The organism is Sphingopyxis sp. SE2 (assembly GCF_032227185.1).
Taxonomy (GTDB): Bacteria; Pseudomonadota; Alphaproteobacteria; order Sphingomonadales; family Sphingomonadaceae; genus Sphingopyxis.
This window is the reverse complement of record NZ_JAPMXW010000001.1, coordinates 1,346,833-1,365,851: the sequence shown is the minus strand read 5'-3', so window position 1 is coordinate 1,365,851 and position 19,019 is coordinate 1,346,833. Positions and strand designations below refer to the sequence as shown.

Here is a 19,019-nt window from a genome sequence, read left to right as displayed (position 1 = left end):
TTTCTGGTTAAAATGCAGGTAGAAGAGGATGTTTTGCTCCAATTAGGGACAGGTGCGGTCCTTGCCCGGCGCGAAACAGGGCGGCTGGCGCGGCAAGGAAAGCGCGCGTAAGGTGAGGCGGTTAACGAGGAGAAGCGGGGTGGCGGAGGACCGGGGCAGCAAGGATGTGCGTCCGCCGCGCGTCAATCCGCTGCACCAGATCGAGATCGACGATTTTCGCCGCGACCGGCTGCTTGCCGCGCTCGCGCTGATCCTCGGCGCCGCATTCTGCCTGGGATTGCCCTTTGCCCTGCAAGCCGGCGCGGAATTCTTCCTTCCGCTCACCGCGGCGATCGTCATCGCGATCGCGCTCGTGCCGCTGCTCGAATGGCTCGAACGCCGCGGCCTGCCATCCGCGCTCGCGGCGTTTTTTGCGCTTGCTACCTTCCTCGCGATTATCAACGCGGCGCTCGCAATCATCGTCGTGCCGGCAACGGGCTGGTTCGCGCGCATCCCCGAATCGATTCCGCGCATCCAGAGCAATCTGGCGCCGCTCATCGACTTTTATTCGACGCTGCAACGCTTCGTCGACCGCACGCTGACCTCGGTCGCCAGCGGGACCGAGGCGACCGCGCAGGCGGTCGCTGCTACCGCGCCCACCTCGGTGGTCGATTATTTCATCTCGTCGGCGCCCTCGGCCGCGATCCAGCTGTTCTTCGCGGTGCTCGTCATCTTCTTCTTTCTCGCGGGCTGGACGCGGCTGCGCAAAGGCACGATTCGCCGGCGCGGCAGCTTCGACGGCGCGATGCAGACCGCGCGTGTGATTCAGAATGTCGTCGATGCGACCGCCGACTATCTGGCGACTATCACGATGATCAACGCGATTCTGGGCCTTTCGGTCGCGCTGCTGCTGTGGGCGCTCGGCATGCCGTCGCCCTTCATGTGGGGCGGGATCGTCAGCATCTGCAATTTCGTGCCCTATCTGGGGCCGATCGTCGCCGCGGTGCTGCTGGGGCTCGGCGGGCTAATGACCTTCGACGCCGTCGGGCTCGCGCTTTTGCCTGCACTGATCTTTATCGGCGTCCATCTGGTCGAGGCGAATCTGATCACGCCGCTGGTGCTCGGCAAGCGGCTGACGATCAATCCACTGCTCATTCTCGTGTCGCTGAGCTTCTGGGGGTGGGTGTGGGGGACGCCGGGCGCTTTGCTCGCGGTTCCGCTGCTGCTGATTTTGCAGACGGTGCTCGCGTCGACGGGGACGCCCGATCTCGCGGGTTTCCTGTTCGAACACGGCACGCTCACGACCACCGACGAGGTGCGCGATCGATTAAATCGCACGCATGATGAAAGCGACGGTTGACAGGCCGAAGCGGGGGCCATATTGGCGCGGCTCCCAAGCACACGCGGGTGTAGCTCAGTTGGTTAGAGTGCCGGCCTGTCACGCCGGAGGTCGCGGGTTCGAGCCCCGTCACTCGCGCCATTTCTCGTCTTCAGGGACGGAATGGCCACCGCAGCTTGGGACTTTCCATCACCGGAAAATTGGATTGGCGCCGCTCTTTAGCGGCGCCAAGTCCCCAGTTCCATCCAGCGCAGCAGCGGCTTCAAGGGCGCGATCCAGATGATCCCGGCCACGAGATAGAAGATCGCCTGCACCAGCACCGGCCATGTGCCGACCCATGGTGAAAGGCTGACGACGATCGCGGTCCAGCCGCCGATCAGCGCAAGGATCAGGAACATGCCCGCGGGCTTGCGCCAGCTCGGGCGAGGATTGCCGTCGAACCGATCCTGGCTGTCCTGATTCACAAACGATCTCCGCAAAGGATGAATTCCTGCTCGGTCAATATCGCGTCGAGCGCGATATCGGTCGATTCGCGCGGCGTAGCGTCGATTTCCTGCACCGACCAGCCGATACCGATGCGCAGCGCGCCGGGATGCGCGACAAAATAGCGGTCGTAATGACCGCCGCCCTGACCGATCCGGCCGCCCCTGCGGTCGAATCCGACGAGCGGACAGAAAATGAGGTTCGGCCTCGCTAACGGTGCGTCGTCGGTAGGCTGGCGCGTGCCCCACGGTCCTTTCGCCAGCGATTCGTCGGGCCGCCACAAGCGAAAATCCATTTCCGCGATTCGTCCGGCGTGATGGGGCAGGGCAAGCGCGCCCGCTTGCGCAAGGTCCGCGAACATCGGAAGTATGTCGGGCTCGTCGCCCCACGCGACATAGGCGCCGACGATGGCATGGTCGGCGAGAAGCTCGGAAAGCGGCGCAGGGGGCGCGCGGAACGCGGCCAGTTGCGCCATGCCGTCAAGATTCGCGGCGAAATGCCGTCGCCGGAAGCGCAGCCGCTCGCGCAATTTCTGTTTCTGCTGGGCAAGGTCGGCGGACAGGTCGGTCATCGCCTCCTCGGGAGCTTGGCGGGCAGGTTGGCGGGACCGCCGAGGTCGTTTGCTGGAAAGTCCTCTGACGCCAGTAACGTCAGGTGGGGACCATGTACGTCGGACCAGGGTCCGGGCAGGGACAGCCCCCTAGGATGATGTATCGCCTCAGGGATTTTCGCAAAAGCTCGTGCCGGGCAGTACCCGCCGCCCCCTATGTAAGGGCGCGGACGCGCGTGCTCAAGGGAGTTGCTCGACTTTTCCCGCGAGGGCTTCGATACGGTCGGCGATCTGCAGCAGCGCGCGGTCGTTCGACGGATTGGTGGAAGGCGCCGTGGTCGCCGAATTTTGCCGCGCAGTCTCCAGCGCCTTGATCGCGTCCTGCTCGCGCGCGATGGCCGCCTTCAATTCGTCGCGCGCCTGCGCCTCGCGGCTCTCGGCGAGCGCGACCGCCGCGCGCAGCGAATCGGATTGGGGTTCGGTCTTTTCGACCCTGCCGCGGGCTTCCTGCATCTCGTCGGCGAGCATGAGCGCCGCGAACAGCAATTGCCGCACCTCGGTCCCGCCCGGCATCGTCCGGACCTTTTCATCGATGACCGACGCCAACTGGGTCAACTGCGCTTCCTGCCCGTCGGCGCAGTGGACGTCGTAGGGACGGCCCCCGATGGTCAGTTTGACGTCAGCCACGGTCGGCCTCCGCGATCAGTCGGTCGAGTTCGCCGATGACGGCGGCAACCTCGGCCTTCAGCGGCGATTGATCGGCGGCGGGCGCGGCAACGCTGGGTGCGGGGCGGTTCGCCCGGTCGGTCAGGGCCTTTTCGATGCGGCTCAGTGCGCGTTCGATACGGCCGATGGCCAGACTGGATTCGTCGAGATCGAGTTCCATGGCCAAGGGTTAGCAGCGCGCGGGGAGGGGTGCAATCGCCTCTCCGCGCCGAAATGCGCCACAATTTGTCCACAGGCGGTTGACTCCTGACCCCGCCCCCGCAAAGGGCTGTCCCCACCGAATCCGGTCATCTTCACATCCTTTCCCGGGGGACTCATGACATATCCCGAAGGTCATTTGGCCGAACGTCAACTCGCCAACGCGATCCGCGCGCTTGCGATGGACGCCGTACAGGCCGCAAACAGCGGCCATCCCGGGATGCCGATGGGCATGGCCGACGTCGCCACCGTGCTTTATTCGGACTATTTGAAGTTCGATCCGAGCGATCCGAAATGGGCCGATCGCGACCGATTCGTTCTTTCCGCGGGTCACGGCTCGATGCTCGCCTATGCGACGCTCAATCTCGCGGGCTATGCGCGGCCGACGCTGGGCGACATCCGCAACTTCCGCCAGCTGGGCAGTCCGTGCGCGGGACACCCCGAGAATTTCGAGCTCGAGGGCGTCGAGACGACGACGGGGCCGCTGGGGCAGGGGCTCGCGACCGCGGTCGGGATGGCGATCGCCGAGCGGCATCTGAACGCGGTCTATGGCGACGATCTTGTCGATCATCGCACATATGTCATCGCCGGCGACGGCTGTCTGATGGAAGGCATCAACCACGAAGCCATTGGTTTGGCTGGACATTTGCAGCTCGGGCGACTGATGGTGCTGTGGGACGACAACAAGATCACGATCGACGGGTCGACCGACCTGTCGACGAGCGAGGACATTCAGGCGCGCTATGCGGCGACGGGCTGGCATGTCGAAAGCTGCGACGGTCACGATCCGGCCGACATTCGCCGCGCAATCGACGCCGCGCTTGCCGATCCGCGCCCGTCTTTGATCGCGTGCCGCACGATCATCGGCTTCGGCGCGCCGAACAAGCAGGGGACGTCGGCGACGCATGGCGCCCCGCTCGGCGCCGACGAGATCGCCGCGGCGCGCAAGGAACTCGGCTGGACCGCCGAGCCGTTCGTTATCCCGGCCGACATCGCGTCGGCGTGGGCGGCGTTCGGCGAGAAGGGCAAGAAGCTTCATGCCGAATGGAATGATCGGCTCGCAAGTAGCGAAAAGAAAAAGGATTTCGAAGCGCGGCTGAGTGGCAAGGTCGTTCCGGGCGACGCCTTCAAGGCCTATCTCGACGGCCTCGTCGCCGAGCCGCCGAAGGTCGCGACGCGCAAGGCGTCGGAGAACACGCTGAGCGCGCTCACCGCCGACATCGCGTCGCTGGTCGGCGGCAGCGCCGACCTGACGGGTTCGAACAATACCAAAACCTCGTCGACCAAGCCGCTGACAAGGAATGATTATTCGGGCCGCTATATCTATTATGGCATCCGCGAGTTCGGCATGGCCGCGGCGATGAACGGCATGGCGCTGCATGGCGGTGTCGTGCCCTATGGCGGCACCTTCCTGGTGTTCGCCGATTATTGCCGCGCGGCGATCCGCCTGTCGGCGCTCCAGCAGCAGCGCGTCGTCTATGTGATGACGCACGACAGCATCGGGCTCGGCGAGGACGGCCCGACGCACCAGCCGATCGAGCATCTCCAGTCGCTCCGCGCGATGCCGAACCTGCTCGTTATGCGTCCCGCCGACGCGGTCGAGACCGCCGAATGCTGGGCGCTCGCGCTGGCGCAGGAGGATCGCCCGTCGCTGCTCGCACTGACCCGCCAGAATCTCCCGCCGCTGCGTCATGACGTCACCGAAAATCTATGCGCGAAAGGCGGTTACCGCCTGCGTGGAGCTTCGGCCGCGCGCAAGGTCGTGCTCGTCGCAACGGGCTCGGAAGTGTCGCTCGCGATCGAAGTCGCCGACAAGCTCGAAGCCGCAGGTCGGGGTGCCGACGTCGTTTCGATGGTCTCAACCGAGCTGTTCGACGAGCAGACCGCAGCTTATCAGGCCGATATCCTGCCCCAGGACGCGCTGATCGTGTCGATCGAGGCGGGCACCACCTTCGGCTGGGAACGCTATACCGGCCGCCACGGCCTGCGCTTCGGCATCGACAGCTTCGGCGCCTCGGCCCCGATTGAAGAACTATTCAAGCATTTCGGCCTGACCGCCGATGCTATCGCACCCCAGATCCTGGCCCGGCTGAACGATTAAGGACCGGCCGCCCATTCGCAGAAAGGACTCCCCGACATGGCAGTGAAAGTCGCAATCAACGGTTTCGGACGCATCGGCCGCCTCGTGGCGCGCGCGATCCTCGAACGCCCCGACTGCGGGCTCGAGCTCGTTGCGATCAACGACCTCGCCGACGCCAAGGCCAATGCGCTGCTGTTCAAGCGCGACAGCGTTCACGGTCCTTTCCCGGGTGAGGTTTCGGCCGAAGGCGACCAGATGATCGTCAACGGCAAGGCGATCAAGGTGACCGCCGAACGCGATCCCGCGAACCTGCCGCACGGCGCGCTGGGCGTCGACATCGCGCTCGAATGCACGGGCTTTTTCACCGACGCCGACAGCGCGGGCAAGCACCTCGCCGCCGGCGCGAAGCGCGTGCTGATCTCGGCCCCCGCGAAGGGCGTCGACCTGACCGTCGTTTATGGCGTCAACCACGACAAGCTGACCGGCGAGCACAAGATCGTGTCGAACGCGAGCTGCACGACCAACTGCCTCGCGCCGGTCGCCAAGGTGCTCAACGACACGCTCGGCATCGAGCGCGGGCTGATGACCACGGTCCACGCCTATACCAACGACCAGAAGATCCTCGACCAGATTCACAGCGACATGCGCCGCGCGCGTGCCGCGGGCATGTCGATCATCCCGACGACGACGGGCGCCGCGCGCGCGGTCGGCGAAGTGCTTCCCGAGCTCAAGGGCAAGCTCGACGGTTCGGCGATCCGCGTGCCGACCCCGAACGTCAGCCTGGTCGACCTGACCTTCACCCCGAAGCGCGACACGAGCGTCGAGGAAGTGAACAAGATCCTGAAGGATGCGTCGGAAGGCGCGCTGAAGGGCGTGCTCGCTTATTCGGACGAACCGCTGGTTTCGATCGATTACAACCACTGCCCGGCCAGCTCGACGATCGACAGCCTCGAAACCTCGGTGCTCGAAGGCAAGCTGGTTCGCGTCGTCAGCTGGTACGACAATGAATGGGGTTTCTCGAACCGCATGGTCGACACCGCGGGCGTGATCGCCAAGCTGCTGTAATTCGACGGTGCCCCTGCGAAAACAGGGGGCCATCTCCGGTCGGATCGATACAGTGAGGACGCGGAGACGGAAAGCTTAGGAGATGGGCCCCTGCCTTCGCAGGGGCACGCTCCGGGGACGGAGTGAGAGAAATGACCGCGTTCAAGACCCTCGACGATATCGGTGACGTCACCGGCAAGCGCGTGCTCGTGCGCGTCGACCTCAACGTTCCGTTGTTCGAGGGGGCGGTCAGCGACGCGACCCGGATCCAGGCGGCGATGCCGACGATCCGCGAACTGTCGGACAAGGGGGCGATCGTCCTGCTGCTCGCGCATTTCGGGCGGCCGAAGGGCGCGAAGAACCCGACGCAGTCGCTGAGCCTCGTCATGGGCGGGGTCGAGGATGTGCTCGGCCATTCGGTCATGTTCATCCCCGAAGCCATAGGGGACGGCGCGAAGGCGGGCGTCGCGGTGCTCGCGCCCGGCGACGTCGCGGTGCTCGAAAATACGCGCTTCTATCCCGGCGAGGAAAAGAACGACCCCGCCTTCGCCGATGCGCTCGCCAAGATCGGCGACCTGTACGTCAACGACGCCTTTTCGGCGGCGCACCGCGCGCATGGCTCGACCGAGGGTATCGCGCATCGCCTGCCTGCCTATGCCGGCCGCGCGATGGAAGCCGAACTCAAGGCACTCGACGCCGCGCTCGGCAATCCGGCGCATCCCGTCGCGGCGGTCGTCGGCGGCGCGAAGGTGTCGAGCAAGATCGATGTGCTCAGGAACCTGGTTGCGCAGGTCGATCATCTGATCATCGGCGGCGGCATGGCGAACACCTTCCTCGCCGCGCGCGGGGTCGATGTCGGCAAGTCGCTTTGCGAGCATGATCTGGTCGACACCGCCAATGCGATCTTCGACGCCGCCGATGCGGCGGGCTGCACGATCCATCTGCCCTATGACGTCGTGGTGGCGAAGGAATTCGCGCCGAATCCGCCGACGCGCACCGTCAACGTCCACGAGGTCGCCGCCGACGAAATGATCCTCGACGTCGGCCCCGCCGCGGTCGAGGCGCTCGCCGACGTTCTCAAAAATTGCCGCACGCTCGTGTGGAACGGGCCGCTCGGTGCGTTCGAGACGCCGCCGTTCGACACCGCGACCGTCGCGCTCGCCAAGACTGCCGCCGCGCTGACGCGCGAAGGCTCGCTGACCTCGGTCGCGGGCGGCGGCGATACCGTCGCGGCGCTCAACCACGCCGGAGTCGCCGGCGACTTCAGCTTCGTTTCGACCGCCGGCGGTGCCTTCCTGGAATGGATGGAAGGCAAGCCGTTGCCGGGCGTCGACGCGCTGAAGGCGTAGAACTTCCGCCCGCGTTGCATCGGGCCACTGGGGCCGCTATGGGCACCGCCACATACGTATGCAAACAACCGGAGATCCCATGACCACCGCCAATGCCGAAATGCTCGACCAGATCAAATCGGGGCAGGGCTTTATCGCCGCGCTCGACCAGAGCGGCGGTTCGACGCCCAAGGCATTGAAGGGTTATGGCATCGAAGCCGACGCCTTTTCGAACGACGAAGAGATGTTCGGCCTGATCCACGACATGCGCAGCCGCATCGTCACTGCACCCTGCTTCAATGGCGAGAAGGTGATCGGCGCGATCCTGTTCGAACGCACGATGGACGGCGAAGCGGGCGGCAAGCCGGTTCCGGCGCTCTTGTGGGAACGCGGCGTGGTGCCGTTCCTTAAAGTGGACAAGGGGCTTGAGGACGAAGCCGATGGCGTCCAGTTGATGAAGGCGAACCCGGGCCTCGACGATCTGTGCGAACGCGCGGTTGCGAAGGGCGTGTTCGGCACCAAGATGCGCAGCGTCGTCAATCTCGCCAATCCGGCGGGGATCAAGGCGATCGTCGATCAGCAGTTCGCCGAAGCGAAGCGCATCGCGGCGCATGGCCTCGTCCCGATCATCGAACCCGAAGTGAACATCAAGAGCGCCGAGCGCGATGCCGCCGACCGCCTGCTGCTCAAGGAACTGCTCGCGGCGCTCGATGCCTGGACCGGCGCGCCGGTGATGCTGAAGCTCTCCTTGCCGACCGAAGCAGGCCTGTTCCAACCGCTCGTCGATCATCCCAAGGTACTGCGCGTCGTCGCGCTGTCGGGCGGCTTCGCGCGCCCCGAGGCGTGCGTCGAGCTGGCGAAAAACCCGGGCATCATCGCGAGCTTCAGCCGCGCGCTTCTGGAAGACCTTCGTCACCAGATGAATGACGACGAGTTCAACAGCTCGCTCGGCGGCGCGATCGACGAAATTCACGCGGCCTCTGTGGCCTAGGTGATGGGAGAGGGGTGGCAAGCCGTCGACGATTATATCGCCGGCAAATTGCTGGGCACGGACGACGCGCTTGCCACCACGCTCGCCAACAATGAAAAACAGGGACTGCCGCCGATTGACGTGTCGGCGGTGCAGGGCAAGATGCTCTTCCTGCTCGCGCAGATCGCCGGCGCGAAGCGCATCCTCGAAATCGGAACGCTCGGCGGTTATTCGACGATCTGGCTGGCGCGGGCGCTGCCCGACGGCGGCGAACTGGTGACGCTCGAGTTGGAGGCGCATCACGCCCGCGTGGCGCGCGAGAATCTGGAGCGGGCGGGACAGGCGGGAAAGGTCGATATCCGCGTCGGCCCCGCCGCCGACAGCCTTGCCGCGATGACCGGCGAAGCGCCTTTCGACTTCGTCTTCATCGACGCCGACAAGCAGAACAACGCGCATTATGTCGAGGAGGCGATCCGGCTCGGCCGTCCCGGCACGACGATCATCGTCGACAATGTCGTGCGCGAGGGCGGGGTGCTCGACGCGGACAGCGACGACGAGCGCATTGCCGGCACACGCGCGTTGTTCGACATGCTTGCGACCAATCCGCGCCTCGACGCGACCGCGGTGCAGACGGTCGGCGCGAAGAAATGGGACGGTTTCGTGCTGGCGCGGGTGCGTTAGCCGGCCGCCCCATGTCGGGCGTCATCCCGGCGAAGTCCGGAATCTCAACCTCGCGTTCTGATGCACCGGCGAGATCCCGGCCTTCGCCGGGATGACGAGGGATCTACAGCCCGCCCGCGAAACGGAACGAGAAGCGGTAGTCGGAGGATTCCAGCGCCACATCGGTGCGCTTTTCCGGCCGCACCGATTCGAGCGTGAACTGGCCGTCGGCGAGATGGGTCGGCTCGCCGAGCGTGGCCTCGAACGGCTGTTTTTCGCCATTGCCGCGGATCCAGACCATCTTGACCCGCACGCGCCCGGCCCAGACGCAGCGCGCGTTCATCGGGCAGCGGCTGTCCTCGATAACTTCGACCGGCTGGACGATCGGGCCGTCGACATAGGCGCGCTCGCCAAGCGCGACGTCGCTGCCGTCGGGCAGCGGTGCAGCGGCCGTAGTGGCGCAGGCCGAAAGCGCGATGGCGGCGGGGAGGGTGATGGCGGCAAGGCGCACGATGTTCTGCATTTGCCCGTCTCTGGCGGCATCGCTATGAACGCGCCATGACCACGACCCATTGCCAGCTTTACCTCATTTCTCCTCTCGACGTCGGGGGCGATTTTCCGGCCCGGCTGGAGGAAGCGCTGTCCGCCGGACCTGTCGCCGCTTTCCAGTTTCGCGTCAAAGACATCGACCAGCATGAAGCGGCGCGGCTCGCCGAACCGCTGCAGGCGATTTGCGCCGCGCACGAGGTCGCCTTCATCGTCAACGACGACGTCGCGCTCGCGAAACGGCTGAAGGCCGACGGGGTCCATCTGGGGCAGGGCGATGGCGATCCGAAGGAAGCGCGCCGCCTGCTCGGCCCCGACACGCAGATCGGGGTGACGTGCCACGACAGCCGCCATCTCGCGATGGAAGCGGGTGAAGCCGGCGCGGATTATGTCGCGTTCGGCGCCTTCTTCCCGACGACGACCAAGGCCGTCGAGCATCATCCCGAACCCGAAATATTGACCTGGTGGCAGGGCTTGTTCGAACTGCCGTGCGTCGCGATCGGCGGGATCACGACGGATAATGCAAAGATTCTGGTCGAAGCCGGGGCCGATTTTCTTGCGGTGTCCGGCGGCGTGTGGGCGCATCCCGACGGGCCGGCAGCGGCGGTGCGCGCCTTTGCCGATATTCTCGAAAATCAGCCGGCGGGATAGTCGCGCCCCGGCGTTTTCGGCGCCTTTTTGGGAGCAGGCGACGTCGCCGCATCCTTGCGCCAGCCAAAAAGGCCGGCGCAAGGAGCCCCCCGCGACGAAGTTGCTGCGTTGCCGCGAGGGGGCGGCGGGGTAAGGTCAGGACGCTCGATACTCATCATGGCGGCCGATATGGCACCGTTGCCGCGCGCCATATTGGATCGATGCGTCAAATCGGCTTCGGTTCATCGCGTTTTCGCTTGCGCGGCGCGCGCCAGCCCGCAAGACAGCCGCCGGGGAGAAATTTATGGCCGAAACCACCGCAGCGCCGACGTCACGCGGGCGCGAACTTACGATCCGGGCCGTCTTGCTCGGGGGGCTGCTGACTTTGGCGTTCACCGCGGCGAACGTCTATCTGGGGCTGAAGGTCGGGCTGACCTTTGCGACGTCGATTCCCGCGGCGGTGATTTCGATGGCGCTGCTGCGCTATATGGCGGGGTCGACGATCCTCGAGAATAATATCGTCCAGACGATCGCGAGCGCCGCCGGCACGCTGGCGGCGATCATCTTCGTGCTGCCGGGGCTGGTCATGGTCGGTTACTGGCAGGGCTTTCCGCTGCTCGAAACGACCGCGATCACGATGCTCGGCGGCATATTGGGGGTGCTCTTCTCGGTACCGCTGCGCCGCGCGCTCGTCGTCGATTCGGACCTGCCCTATCCCGAAGGCCGCGCCGCCGCCGAAGTGCTGAAGGTCGGTGTGGCCAGCGCCGAGGGCGCCGAGGAGAATCGCGCGGGCCTGTCGGCGCTCGTGTGGAACGCGCTCGTCGCGGCGGGCTTTACCCTGCTCACCCAGATGAAGCTCGCAGGGGCCGAGGTCGCGCGCTGGTTCGCGGTCGGGAGCGGCGCGACCGGCGTCGCGGGCGGGCTCGCCTTCGCGCTGTTCGGGGTCGGCCACCTCGTCGGGCTGTCGGTCGGCATGGCGCAACTCGTCGGGTTGATCACCGGCTGGTGGGTGCTGCTACCGATCCTGACGCAAGGCGGCGCGGGCGATGCCGAGACGCTGGCGAACACGGTGTTTCGCGCCGACGTGCGCTTTTTCGGCGCGGGGGTGATCGCGGTCGCGGCGATCTGGACGCTGATCAAGATCGCAGGCCCGGTGCTCGGCGGCATCCGTTCGGCGATGGCGGCAAGCCGCGCGCGACAGGGCGGGCAGGCGCTGGCGATCGAGGAACAGGATATGTCGATCGGCTGGGTGTTCGGCGGGTCGCTGTTCCTGATGCTGCCGATCGGCGCTTTGCTCTGGACGGAGCTTTCGGGCGGGCCGCTCGCCGGCGCGTCGTTCGCGCTGATCGCGGGCGCGATCCTGTTCATCATCATCGTCGGGCTGATGATCGCCTCGGTCACCGGCTATATGGCGGGCTTGATCGGGGCGTCGAACTCGCCCGTGTCGGGAATCGGCATCCTCGCGATCATCGCTTCGTCGCTGCTCCTTCTCGGCCTGCTCGGGCGCGGTGGGGGCGAGGTCGAAGTGAGCGCGATGGTCGCCTATGCGCTGATCGTCACCGGGCTCGTCTTCGGCATCGCGACGATCTCGAACGACAATCTGCAGGACCTCAAAACCGGCCAGCTCGTCGGCGCGACGCCTTGGAAGCAGCAGGTCGCGCTGATCATCGGCGTGATCTTCGGCTCGCTTGTCGTGCCGCCGGTGCTCAACGTGCTCAACGAGACATTGGGTTTCGTCGGCGCGCCGGGGGCAGGGCCGAACGCGCTCGCGGCGCCGCAGGCGGGGCTGATCTCGTCGCTCGCGCAGGGGGTGCTCGGCGGCGACCTCAACTGGACGATGCTGAGCTATGGCGCGATCGCGGGGGCCGGCTTCATCGTCGTCGATGCGATGCTGGGGCGCGCGGGCAAGCTCCGGCTTCCCCCCTTGGCGATCGGCATCGGTATCTATCTGCCGATGGCGGTGATCCTGCCGGTGGTGATCGGCGCGGTCGGCGGCTGGTTCTACGATCGCTGGGCGGCAAAGCGCCCGAACGCGAGCTTCGCGCACCGCATGGGCGTGCTCACCGCGACGGGCATGATCGTCGGCGAAAGCCTGTTCGGCGTGCTCTATGCAGGCATTGTCGCGGGCAGCGGCAGCGACGCGCCGCTCGCCGTGGTCGGCGACGGTTATGCGCCCTATGCGCCGTGGGTGGGCCTGCTGCTCTTCGTCGGGCTGGTCTGGCTCAGCTACAAGCGCACGCGCGCGATGGTCGTGGCGACGCCCTGACACGCCGCTTGCCCTTCGGCGCGCGCGCGGCTAAAGGCGCGCACCTGATGGCGGTGCCCGGCGGGCGCGGCTTTGCTCTTTCCATTCTTGTCTAGTGAGTGTGCGCGATGAAGATCACCGGCGTTGAAATCCGTCCCGGCAATATTATCGAATATGAAGGCGGCATCTGGAAGGTCACCAAGATCCAGCACACCCAGCCGGGCAAGGGCGGCGCCTATATGCAGGTCGAAGCCAAGAATCTGATCGACGGGCGCAAGCTCAACAACCGTTTCCGCAGCGCGGATACGGTCGAAAAGGTGCGCCTCGACACCAAGGATTTCCAGTTCCTCTATGCCGAGGGCGACGATCTGGTATTCATGGACAAGGACAGCTTCGAACAGATCAACATCTCGAAGGACGTCGTCGGCGAAGCGCACGAGTTCCTGCAGGACGGCATGGACGTCGTGCTCGAGCTTTGGGAAGAACGCCCGATCTCGGTCGAACTCCCTGAAACGATCGAAGCGACGATCGTCGAGGCCGACGCGGTGGTCAAAGGACAAACCGCGTCCTCGTCGTACAAGCCCGCGATCCTCGACAATGGCGTGCGCGTGATGGTGCCGCCGCACATCACCAGCGGGACCCGCATCGTCGTGCATGTGTACGACCGCGAATATGTGCGGCGTGCGGATTGAATGAGTTCCCCTCCCGCGTGCGGGAGGGGCTAGGGGAGGGCCTGTCGAGGGACGGGTTCTTTCCGGTAGGAAACATTCCCTCCCCCGACCCCTCCCGCAAGCGGGAGGGGGGAGATTGATTATGGCCGTATCCGGCATCATCACCGTCATGGAACGCGCCGCGCGCAAGGCCGGCACAAAGCTGCGTCGCGACTTCGGCGAGATCGAGCATCTGCAGGTCTCGCAGAAGGGCCCGGCCGATTTCGTGTCGAAGGCCGATCAGGCGGCCGAGCGCACGCTTTACGACGAGCTGACCCACGCGCGTCCGGGCTGGGGCTTCAAGATGGAAGAGGCAGGCGAGATCGAGGGCGATCCCGGCAAGCCGCGCTTCATCATCGATCCGCTCGACGGAACCTCGAACTTTCTCCACGCGATCCCGCATTTCGCGATCTCGATCGCGGTGCAGGAGCCCAAGCCCGGCGGCGGCTGGGGCGAGGTGACGGCGGCGCTCGTCTATCAGCCCGTCACCGACGAAAGCTATTGGGCCGAGCGCGGCCGCGGCGCGTGGCTGCATGACCGGCGCCTTCGCGTCGCGTCGCGCCGCCACCTCAACGAATGCCTGATCGCGACGGGCATTCCGTATATGGGCCATGGCAATATGGCGCAGTGGAGTCGCATTTTCGGTGCGGTCGCGCCCGAAGTCGCCGGCATCCGCCGCTTCGGCGCCGCGAGCCTGGACCTCGCGTGGGTCGCGGCGGGCCGCTACGACGGTTTCTGGGAAAGCGACCTGCAGGTCTGGGACGTCGCCGCGGGCATGTTGCTCGTGCGCGAAGCCGGCGGCTTCGTCAGCGATTTCCGCGGCGGCGACCGTGCGATCGACCGCAGCGAATTCATTGCGGGCAGCGCCGCGGTGCATTCGAAGCTGCAGAAGCTGGTCGCGGGCGCGCTGCGCAACGCGTGATCTTCCTTTCATCATGCCGGACTTGATCCGGCATCCATTCCAACGGTGCGGTTATGGACCCCGGATCAAGTCCGGGGTGACGAAAAGGGGGAAGTGCTGTGCGTTTTTGCTTGGCCTGTCTCACTTCTCGAAAACATACGCCCGAAAGCTGTCCATCAGCGACGCCCAGGTGTTGAAGGTCTCGCCGACATTCTCGCGCGGGATGCCCTGGAAATCGAGGTCGACGTCCATTTCGAGCACCGGGTCGCCCGCGTCGTCCTTATAGGCGCGCGCGAAGCGTTTTTCCTTGTTCCACTGGTTGAGCCGGTCGAGCGTGACGTCTTTCGCGTCGCTGAAACCCATATAATATTGCAGCGTCTTGCACCGCTCGCCCGCGTCGCAGTTCATAAAAAGCACGAGGAATTTGAGGCCGGCCCGGTTGCTCTCGATATAAGGGTCGTCACCATCCTTGGCGACGATCGTCGCGGGCCAGCCCTGCGACTCGACGATCGCCTTGATCGTTTCCGGATTCGCCGCGTTGACCAGTTCGGCATGCGCCGGGGTCGCCGGAAAAAGCGCCAGCGGGGCGAGGGCGAGGGCGGCGCGAGCGGTGATTGGTCCCATGAAAGCTCCCTTTATCGATTTTGGCCCTGAAACTGCGGTCCAGCGGCCCTTTTTCGATGGCGTATCACAGCGATAGGCCCGCTCGCCAGCATGCAATGGGTTTTTGGTTACGCAAGGAACGAAAATCCTGCCCGCAGCGCTTGCGACACGCGTCGCGCTGGCCTAAAGCGCCCCCCATAAACGGGTGCGCGACACCCCAAAACAACAGAACTGCGAGCTCCCATGGTCGATCTGACGCAATATTTGCCGATTCTGATCTTTCTGGTCATCGCCCTCGGCCTGTCCTGTGCCTTCGTGTTCCTTCCGATGGGGGTCGCCCGGCTGACCGGGGCGCACAAGCCCGATCCGGCGAAGCTGACCGAATATGAATGCGGTTTTCCCGCTTTTGAAGACGCGCGCAGCCAGTTCGACGTGCGTTTCTACCTCGTCGCCATCCTTTTCATCATCTTCGACCTCGAAGCGGCCTTCCTCTTTCCTTGGGCGGTGAGCCTCGAGGAAATCGGCTGGGCCGGTTGGGCGACGATGATGATCTTCCTCGCCGAATTGACCCTCGGCCTTGTGTACGCGTGGAAAAAAGGCGCGTTGGATTGGGAATGAGCACTTCCAGCATCATCATGCCCGGCCAGATGCCGGTTGCCCCCGGCACGAACCCCGATCAGGGCTTCTTCGACGACCTCAATTCAGAGGTCGGCGACAAGGGCTTTCTCGTCACCTCGACCGAGGATCTGTTCAACTGGGCGCGCACCGGCTCGCTCTGGTGGATGACCTTCGGGCTCGCCTGCTGCGCGGTCGAGATGATTCACGTCAACATGCCACGTTACGACATGGAACGCTTCGGCGCCGCGCCGCGCGCGAGCCCGCGCCAGTCGGACGTGATGATCGTCGCGGGAACGCTGTGCAACAAGATGGCCCCCGCGCTGCGCCGGGTTTACGACCAGATGTCGAACCCGAAGTATGTGATCTCGATGGGCAGCTGCGCCAATGGCGGCGGCTATTATCACTATAGCTATTCGGTGGTGCGCGGCTGCGACCGCATCGTGCCCGTCGACATCTATGTTCCCGGTTGCCCGCCGACCGCCGAGGCTCTGCTCTATGGCGTGATGCAGTTGCAGCGGAAGATCCGCCGCGTCGGAACGATCGAACGCTGATGGCCCATCCCGCTCCCCTCGTCGCGCCGCAGCCTTCGCTCGCGGCTTCGCTGAAGACGGTGCTCGGCGCCGACCTCGTCGCGCATGTGTTCACGGTCGATGAAGACAGCATCACGGTGACGCGCGAAGCCGTCGCCGGGGTGATGGTCGCGCTGCGCGACAGCCTTGAATATCAGCAGCTGATGGAAATCGCCGGGGTCGACTATCCCGATCGCGCCGAGCGGTTCGAGGTGGTCTATCACCTGCTCAGCGTGACGAAGAATCACCGCCTGCGCGTCCGCGTGTCGACCGACGAGGCGACGCCGGTTCCGACGATCGTTCCCGTGTGGCCGAACGCCGGCTGGCTCGAGCGCGAAGTGTTCGACATGTACGGCGTGTTGTTCAGCGGCAACCCCGACCTCCGCCGCATCCTGACCGACTATGGTTTTCAGGGACATCCGCAGCGCAAGGACTTCCCGCTGACCGGCTATACCGAGCTGCGCTATTCCGAAGAGGACAAGCGCGTCGTGTACGAGCCCGTGCGGCTGGCGCAGGATTTCCGCAATTTCGACTTCCTGTCCCCGTGGGAAGGCGCCGATTATGTGCTGCCGGGCGATGAAAAGGCCGGCGGGACGGGCGAAGGTCCGGGCAAGGGCGCACCGACGCCGATGACCGCAAAAGAGGTCAAGGCAGCCGACGAAAAGGCGAAGGCTTCGCCGCCGCCGACTCCGAAAACGACCGAAAACACGGCGCAGACCGGCGCGGGCGCGAAGACCAACATCAAGGCCGCGAAGACGAGTCGCGACGGCGCAAAGGCGACCAAGGCCGCCAAGGCCAAGACGCCCGCGACCGAGAAAGCCGAAAAGGCGCCCGCCAAGCCGCGCGCGCCGCGCAAGCCCAAAACAGGAGGTGACGCATGACCGACTCTCCCTCCAATTATTCCGGGGCGGTCAAGCACCACGGCAGCGACATGTTCGAGGGCTATCCGGTCGATACCGCCGATACCGCGGGCGATCAAGTCGTCACCAATTACACGATCAACTTCGGCCCGCAGCACCCCGCGGCGCACGGCGTTCTCCGCATGGTGATGGAGCTCGACGGCGAAATCATCGAGCGCGTCGACCCGCACGTCGGGCTGCTCCACCGCGGCACCGAAAAGCTGATCGAGTATAAGACCTATCTGCAGGCGCTGCCCTATTTCGACCGGCTCGACTATTGCTCGCCGCTCGGGATGGAGCACAGCTATGTCCTCGCGATCGAGAAGCTGCTCGACCTCGAAGTGCCCGACCGCGCGCAATATCTGCGCGTGCTGTTCGCCGAGCTGACGCGCATCTGCAATCACATGCTCAACATCGGCTCGCACGTCATGGACGTCGGCGCGATGACCCCGAACCTCTGGGTGTTCGAGCTGCGCGAGGATTGCCTCAACTTCTTCGAGCGCGCGTCGGGCGCGCGGATGCACAGCGCCTATTTCCGTCCGGGCGGCGTCCATCAGGACGTGCCGGAACGGCTGCTCTACGACATCGGCGAATGGTGCGAAAAGCGGCTGCCGAAGCTGTTCGGCGACGCGATGAGCCTCGTCATCGACAACCGCATCTTCAAGCAGCGCAACGTCGACATCGCGACGGTGTCGAAAGAAGACGCGCTGGCATGGGGCTTTTCGGGCCCGATGATCCGCGGCAGCGGCATCGCTTGGGATCTGCGCAAGTCGCAGCCCTATGACGCCTATGCCAAGATGGATTTCGAGATTCCGGTCGGCACGCGCGGCGACTGCTACGACCGCTTCATGGTCCGCGTGCAGGAAGTCTATCAGTCGGCGCGCATCATTCTCCAATGCCTGCGCGACATGCCCACCGGCCCGGTCGCGAGCCTCGACCGCAAGGTCGTCCCGCCAAAGCGCGGCGAGATGAAGCAGTCGATGGAATCGCTGATCCACCACTTCAAGCTTTATACCGAGGGATTCCACGTCCCGGCGGGCGAGGTTTACGTGGCGACCGAAAGCCCCAAGGGCGAATTCGGCGTCTATCTGGTCAGCGACGGCACCAACAAGCCGTACCGCTGCAAGATCCGCCCGACGGCATTTTCGCACCTGCAGGCGATGGACATGATGTCGAAGGGCCACATGCTCGCCGACACCACTGCAATTATCGGCGCCATTGACGTCGTTTTCGGAGAGTGTGACCGCTAATGGCCGACGCACCGCAAATTCCAGATGAAGCCGAAGTCCGCGCGCGCTGGGGCGCTTTTGCGTGGACCGCCGAAAATGCCGAGAAGGCGAAGGCGGTCATCGCGCGCTATCCTGCGGGGCGGCAGCGTTCGGCGGTGATGCCTTTGCTCGACCTTGCGCAACGCCAGGTCGGTGCCGAGACGCAGACGCAGGGCTGGCTGCCCGTACCGGTGATCGAATATGTCGCCGCCGCGCTCGATATGCCGTTCATCCGCGCCTATGAGGTCGCGACCTTCTATACGATGTACAATCTCGTCCCCGTCGGCCGCTATCATGTGCAGGTCTGCGGCACGACGCCGTGCCTGCTGCGCGGGTCGGACGATGTGATGGCGGCGTGCAAGAACCGCGGGATGACCAAGGGCAAGACGACGCCCGACGGGCTGTTCACGCTGACCGAGGTCGAGTGCATGGGCACCTGCACCAACGCACCGATGGTTCAGATCAACGACGATAATTACGAAGACCTCGACTACGACAGCATGACGCGCATCCTCGACGACCTTGCCGCGGGCAAGACGCCGAAGACGGGGACGCAGGTTCCGGGACGCCATACGAGCGAGCCCGAGGGCGGACCAACGACGCTGAAGGAAATGGTCAAGGCCAACCACGACTATCGGAAGGATTGGTGATGGCGGTCTGGATCGCATTGGGC

At 65.0% G+C, this 19,019-nt stretch carries 21 protein-coding genes and 1 tRNA gene; 16 read left to right on the top strand and 6 right to left on the bottom strand.

What is annotated here, in order from left to right:
* The first annotated feature begins 139 nt into the window (after window positions 1-139).
* Entirely contained in the window at window positions 140-1,339 is a 1,200-nt protein-coding gene (locus OVY29_RS06475) for an AI-2E family transporter (RefSeq protein ID WP_235211435.1), read from the top strand.
* Between the two features lie 43 nt (window positions 1,340-1,382).
* Window positions 1,383-1,459 (top strand) — tRNA-Asp (locus OVY29_RS06470).
* 77 nt (window positions 1,460-1,536) lie between these two features.
* Here the strand turns inward: OVY29_RS06470 and OVY29_RS06465 are convergent.
* The 4 genes from OVY29_RS06465 to OVY29_RS06450 all read right to left on the bottom strand — a co-directional run bounded on the left by OVY29_RS06465 (window position 1,537) and on the right by OVY29_RS06450 (window position 3,237).
* The gene (locus tag OVY29_RS06465; RefSeq protein WP_268746855.1) at window positions 1,537-1,782 is read right to left on the bottom strand and encodes a DUF2842 domain-containing protein; all 246 of its coding nucleotides are present in this window, start codon (window positions 1,780-1,782) and stop codon (window positions 1,537-1,539) included.
* A complete protein-coding gene (locus tag OVY29_RS06460) occupies window positions 1,779-2,372 on the bottom strand; it encodes a 5-formyltetrahydrofolate cyclo-ligase (RefSeq protein ID WP_037553898.1) in 594 nt (197 codons plus the stop codon). The genes OVY29_RS06465 and OVY29_RS06460 overlap by 4 nt, the downstream gene beginning before the upstream one ends.
* 219 nt (window positions 2,373-2,591) lie before the next feature.
* Window positions 2,592-3,038, bottom strand: coding sequence for a cell division protein ZapA (locus OVY29_RS06455; protein ID WP_037553896.1), 447 nt, complete (start codon window positions 3,036-3,038; stop codon window positions 2,592-2,594).
* A complete protein-coding gene (locus OVY29_RS06450; RefSeq protein ID WP_037553893.1) occupies window positions 3,031-3,237 on the bottom strand; it encodes a hypothetical protein in 207 nt (68 codons plus the stop codon). The genes OVY29_RS06455 and OVY29_RS06450 overlap by 8 nt, the downstream gene beginning before the upstream one ends.
* 156 nt (window positions 3,238-3,393) lie before the next feature.
* On the opposite strand from OVY29_RS06450, the gene tkt reads away from it, so the two are divergent.
* The 5 genes from tkt to OVY29_RS06425 all read left to right on the top strand — a co-directional run bounded on the left by tkt (window position 3,394) and on the right by OVY29_RS06425 (window position 9,378).
* A complete protein-coding gene (tkt, locus tag OVY29_RS06445) occupies window positions 3,394-5,376 on the top strand; it encodes a transketolase (RefSeq protein WP_037553890.1) in 1,983 nt (660 codons plus the stop codon).
* Window positions 5,377-5,412: 36 nt separating this feature from the next.
* Window positions 5,413-6,420, top strand: coding sequence for a type I glyceraldehyde-3-phosphate dehydrogenase (gene gap, locus OVY29_RS06440; protein WP_037553889.1), 1,008 nt, complete (start codon window positions 5,413-5,415; stop codon window positions 6,418-6,420).
* Window positions 6,421-6,551: 131 nt separating this feature from the next.
* Window positions 6,552-7,748, top strand: coding sequence for a phosphoglycerate kinase (locus OVY29_RS06435; protein WP_037553887.1), 1,197 nt, complete (start codon window positions 6,552-6,554; stop codon window positions 7,746-7,748).
* A 100-nt stretch (window positions 7,749-7,848) separates the two neighbouring features.
* Window positions 7,849-8,718 carry a fructose bisphosphate aldolase gene (locus OVY29_RS06430; RefSeq protein ID WP_200880138.1) on the top strand — a complete coding sequence of 290 codons (870 nt, stop codon included), beginning with the start codon at window positions 7,849-7,851 and terminating at the stop codon, window positions 8,716-8,718.
* Between the two features lie 3 nt (window positions 8,719-8,721).
* Window positions 8,722-9,378, top strand: a complete 657-nt coding sequence (locus tag OVY29_RS06425) for an O-methyltransferase (protein ID WP_037553883.1) — start codon at window positions 8,722-8,724, stop codon at window positions 9,376-9,378.
* A 103-nt stretch (window positions 9,379-9,481) separates the two neighbouring features.
* Here the strand turns inward: OVY29_RS06425 and OVY29_RS06420 are convergent, their stop codons facing one another.
* Window positions 9,482-9,880, bottom strand: a complete 399-nt coding sequence (locus OVY29_RS06420) for a hypothetical protein (protein ID WP_037553881.1) — start codon at window positions 9,878-9,880, stop codon at window positions 9,482-9,484.
* Window positions 9,881-9,915: 35 nt separating this feature from the next.
* Between OVY29_RS06420 and thiE the strand changes: the two genes are divergently transcribed.
* The 4 genes from thiE to OVY29_RS06400 all read left to right on the top strand — a co-directional run bounded on the left by thiE (window position 9,916) and on the right by OVY29_RS06400 (window position 14,410).
* Window positions 9,916-10,554 (top strand): thiamine phosphate synthase, encoded by a 639-nt coding sequence (gene thiE, locus OVY29_RS06415; RefSeq protein ID WP_037553880.1) that lies wholly within the window; start codon window positions 9,916-9,918, stop codon window positions 10,552-10,554.
* Between the two features lie 283 nt (window positions 10,555-10,837).
* Window positions 10,838-12,799: an OPT family oligopeptide transporter gene (locus OVY29_RS06410; RefSeq protein WP_037553879.1), complete on the top strand. Its 1,962-nt coding sequence runs from the start codon at window positions 10,838-10,840 to the stop codon at window positions 12,797-12,799.
* Between the two features lie 107 nt (window positions 12,800-12,906).
* A complete protein-coding gene (gene efp / locus OVY29_RS06405; RefSeq protein WP_037553878.1) occupies window positions 12,907-13,470 on the top strand; it encodes an elongation factor P in 564 nt (187 codons plus the stop codon).
* Window positions 13,471-13,591: 121 nt separating this feature from the next.
* Window positions 13,592-14,410 (top strand): inositol monophosphatase family protein, encoded by an 819-nt coding sequence (locus tag OVY29_RS06400; protein ID WP_037553877.1) that lies wholly within the window; start codon window positions 13,592-13,594, stop codon window positions 14,408-14,410.
* Between the two features lie 120 nt (window positions 14,411-14,530).
* Here OVY29_RS06400 and OVY29_RS06395 read toward each other — a convergent pair whose 3' ends face one another.
* Window positions 14,531-15,013 (bottom strand): YbjN domain-containing protein, encoded by a 483-nt coding sequence (locus tag OVY29_RS06395; protein ID WP_037553876.1) that lies wholly within the window; start codon window positions 15,011-15,013, stop codon window positions 14,531-14,533.
* Between the two features lie 222 nt (window positions 15,014-15,235).
* On the opposite strand from OVY29_RS06395, the gene OVY29_RS06390 reads away from it, so the two are divergent.
* Genes OVY29_RS06390 through OVY29_RS06370 form a run of 5 tightly spaced genes read left to right on the top strand, consistent with a single transcriptional unit; the run spans window position 15,236 to window position 18,996 of the window.
* Window positions 15,236-15,610, top strand: a complete 375-nt coding sequence (locus tag OVY29_RS06390; protein ID WP_037553875.1) for an NADH-quinone oxidoreductase subunit A — start codon at window positions 15,236-15,238, stop codon at window positions 15,608-15,610.
* A complete protein-coding gene (locus OVY29_RS06385) occupies window positions 15,607-16,161 on the top strand; it encodes a NuoB/complex I 20 kDa subunit family protein (RefSeq protein WP_037553873.1) in 555 nt (184 codons plus the stop codon). Before OVY29_RS06390 ends, OVY29_RS06385 begins: the two co-directional genes overlap by 4 nt.
* Window positions 16,161-17,060, top strand: coding sequence for an NADH-quinone oxidoreductase subunit C (locus OVY29_RS06380; RefSeq protein WP_037553871.1), 900 nt, complete (start codon window positions 16,161-16,163; stop codon window positions 17,058-17,060). The genes OVY29_RS06385 and OVY29_RS06380 overlap by 1 nt, the downstream gene beginning before the upstream one ends.
* A 50-nt stretch (window positions 17,061-17,110) precedes the next feature.
* The gene (locus OVY29_RS06375; protein ID WP_052182032.1) at window positions 17,111-18,328 is read left to right on the top strand and encodes an NADH-quinone oxidoreductase subunit D; all 1,218 of its coding nucleotides are present in this window, start codon (window positions 17,111-17,113) and stop codon (window positions 18,326-18,328) included.
* Complete coding sequence (locus tag OVY29_RS06370) at window positions 18,328-18,996, top strand: complex I 24 kDa subunit family protein (protein WP_037553869.1); 669 nt, start codon at window positions 18,328-18,330, stop codon at window positions 18,994-18,996. The genes OVY29_RS06375 and OVY29_RS06370 overlap by 1 nt, the downstream gene beginning before the upstream one ends.
* Window positions 18,997-19,019: the final 23 nt, after the last annotated feature.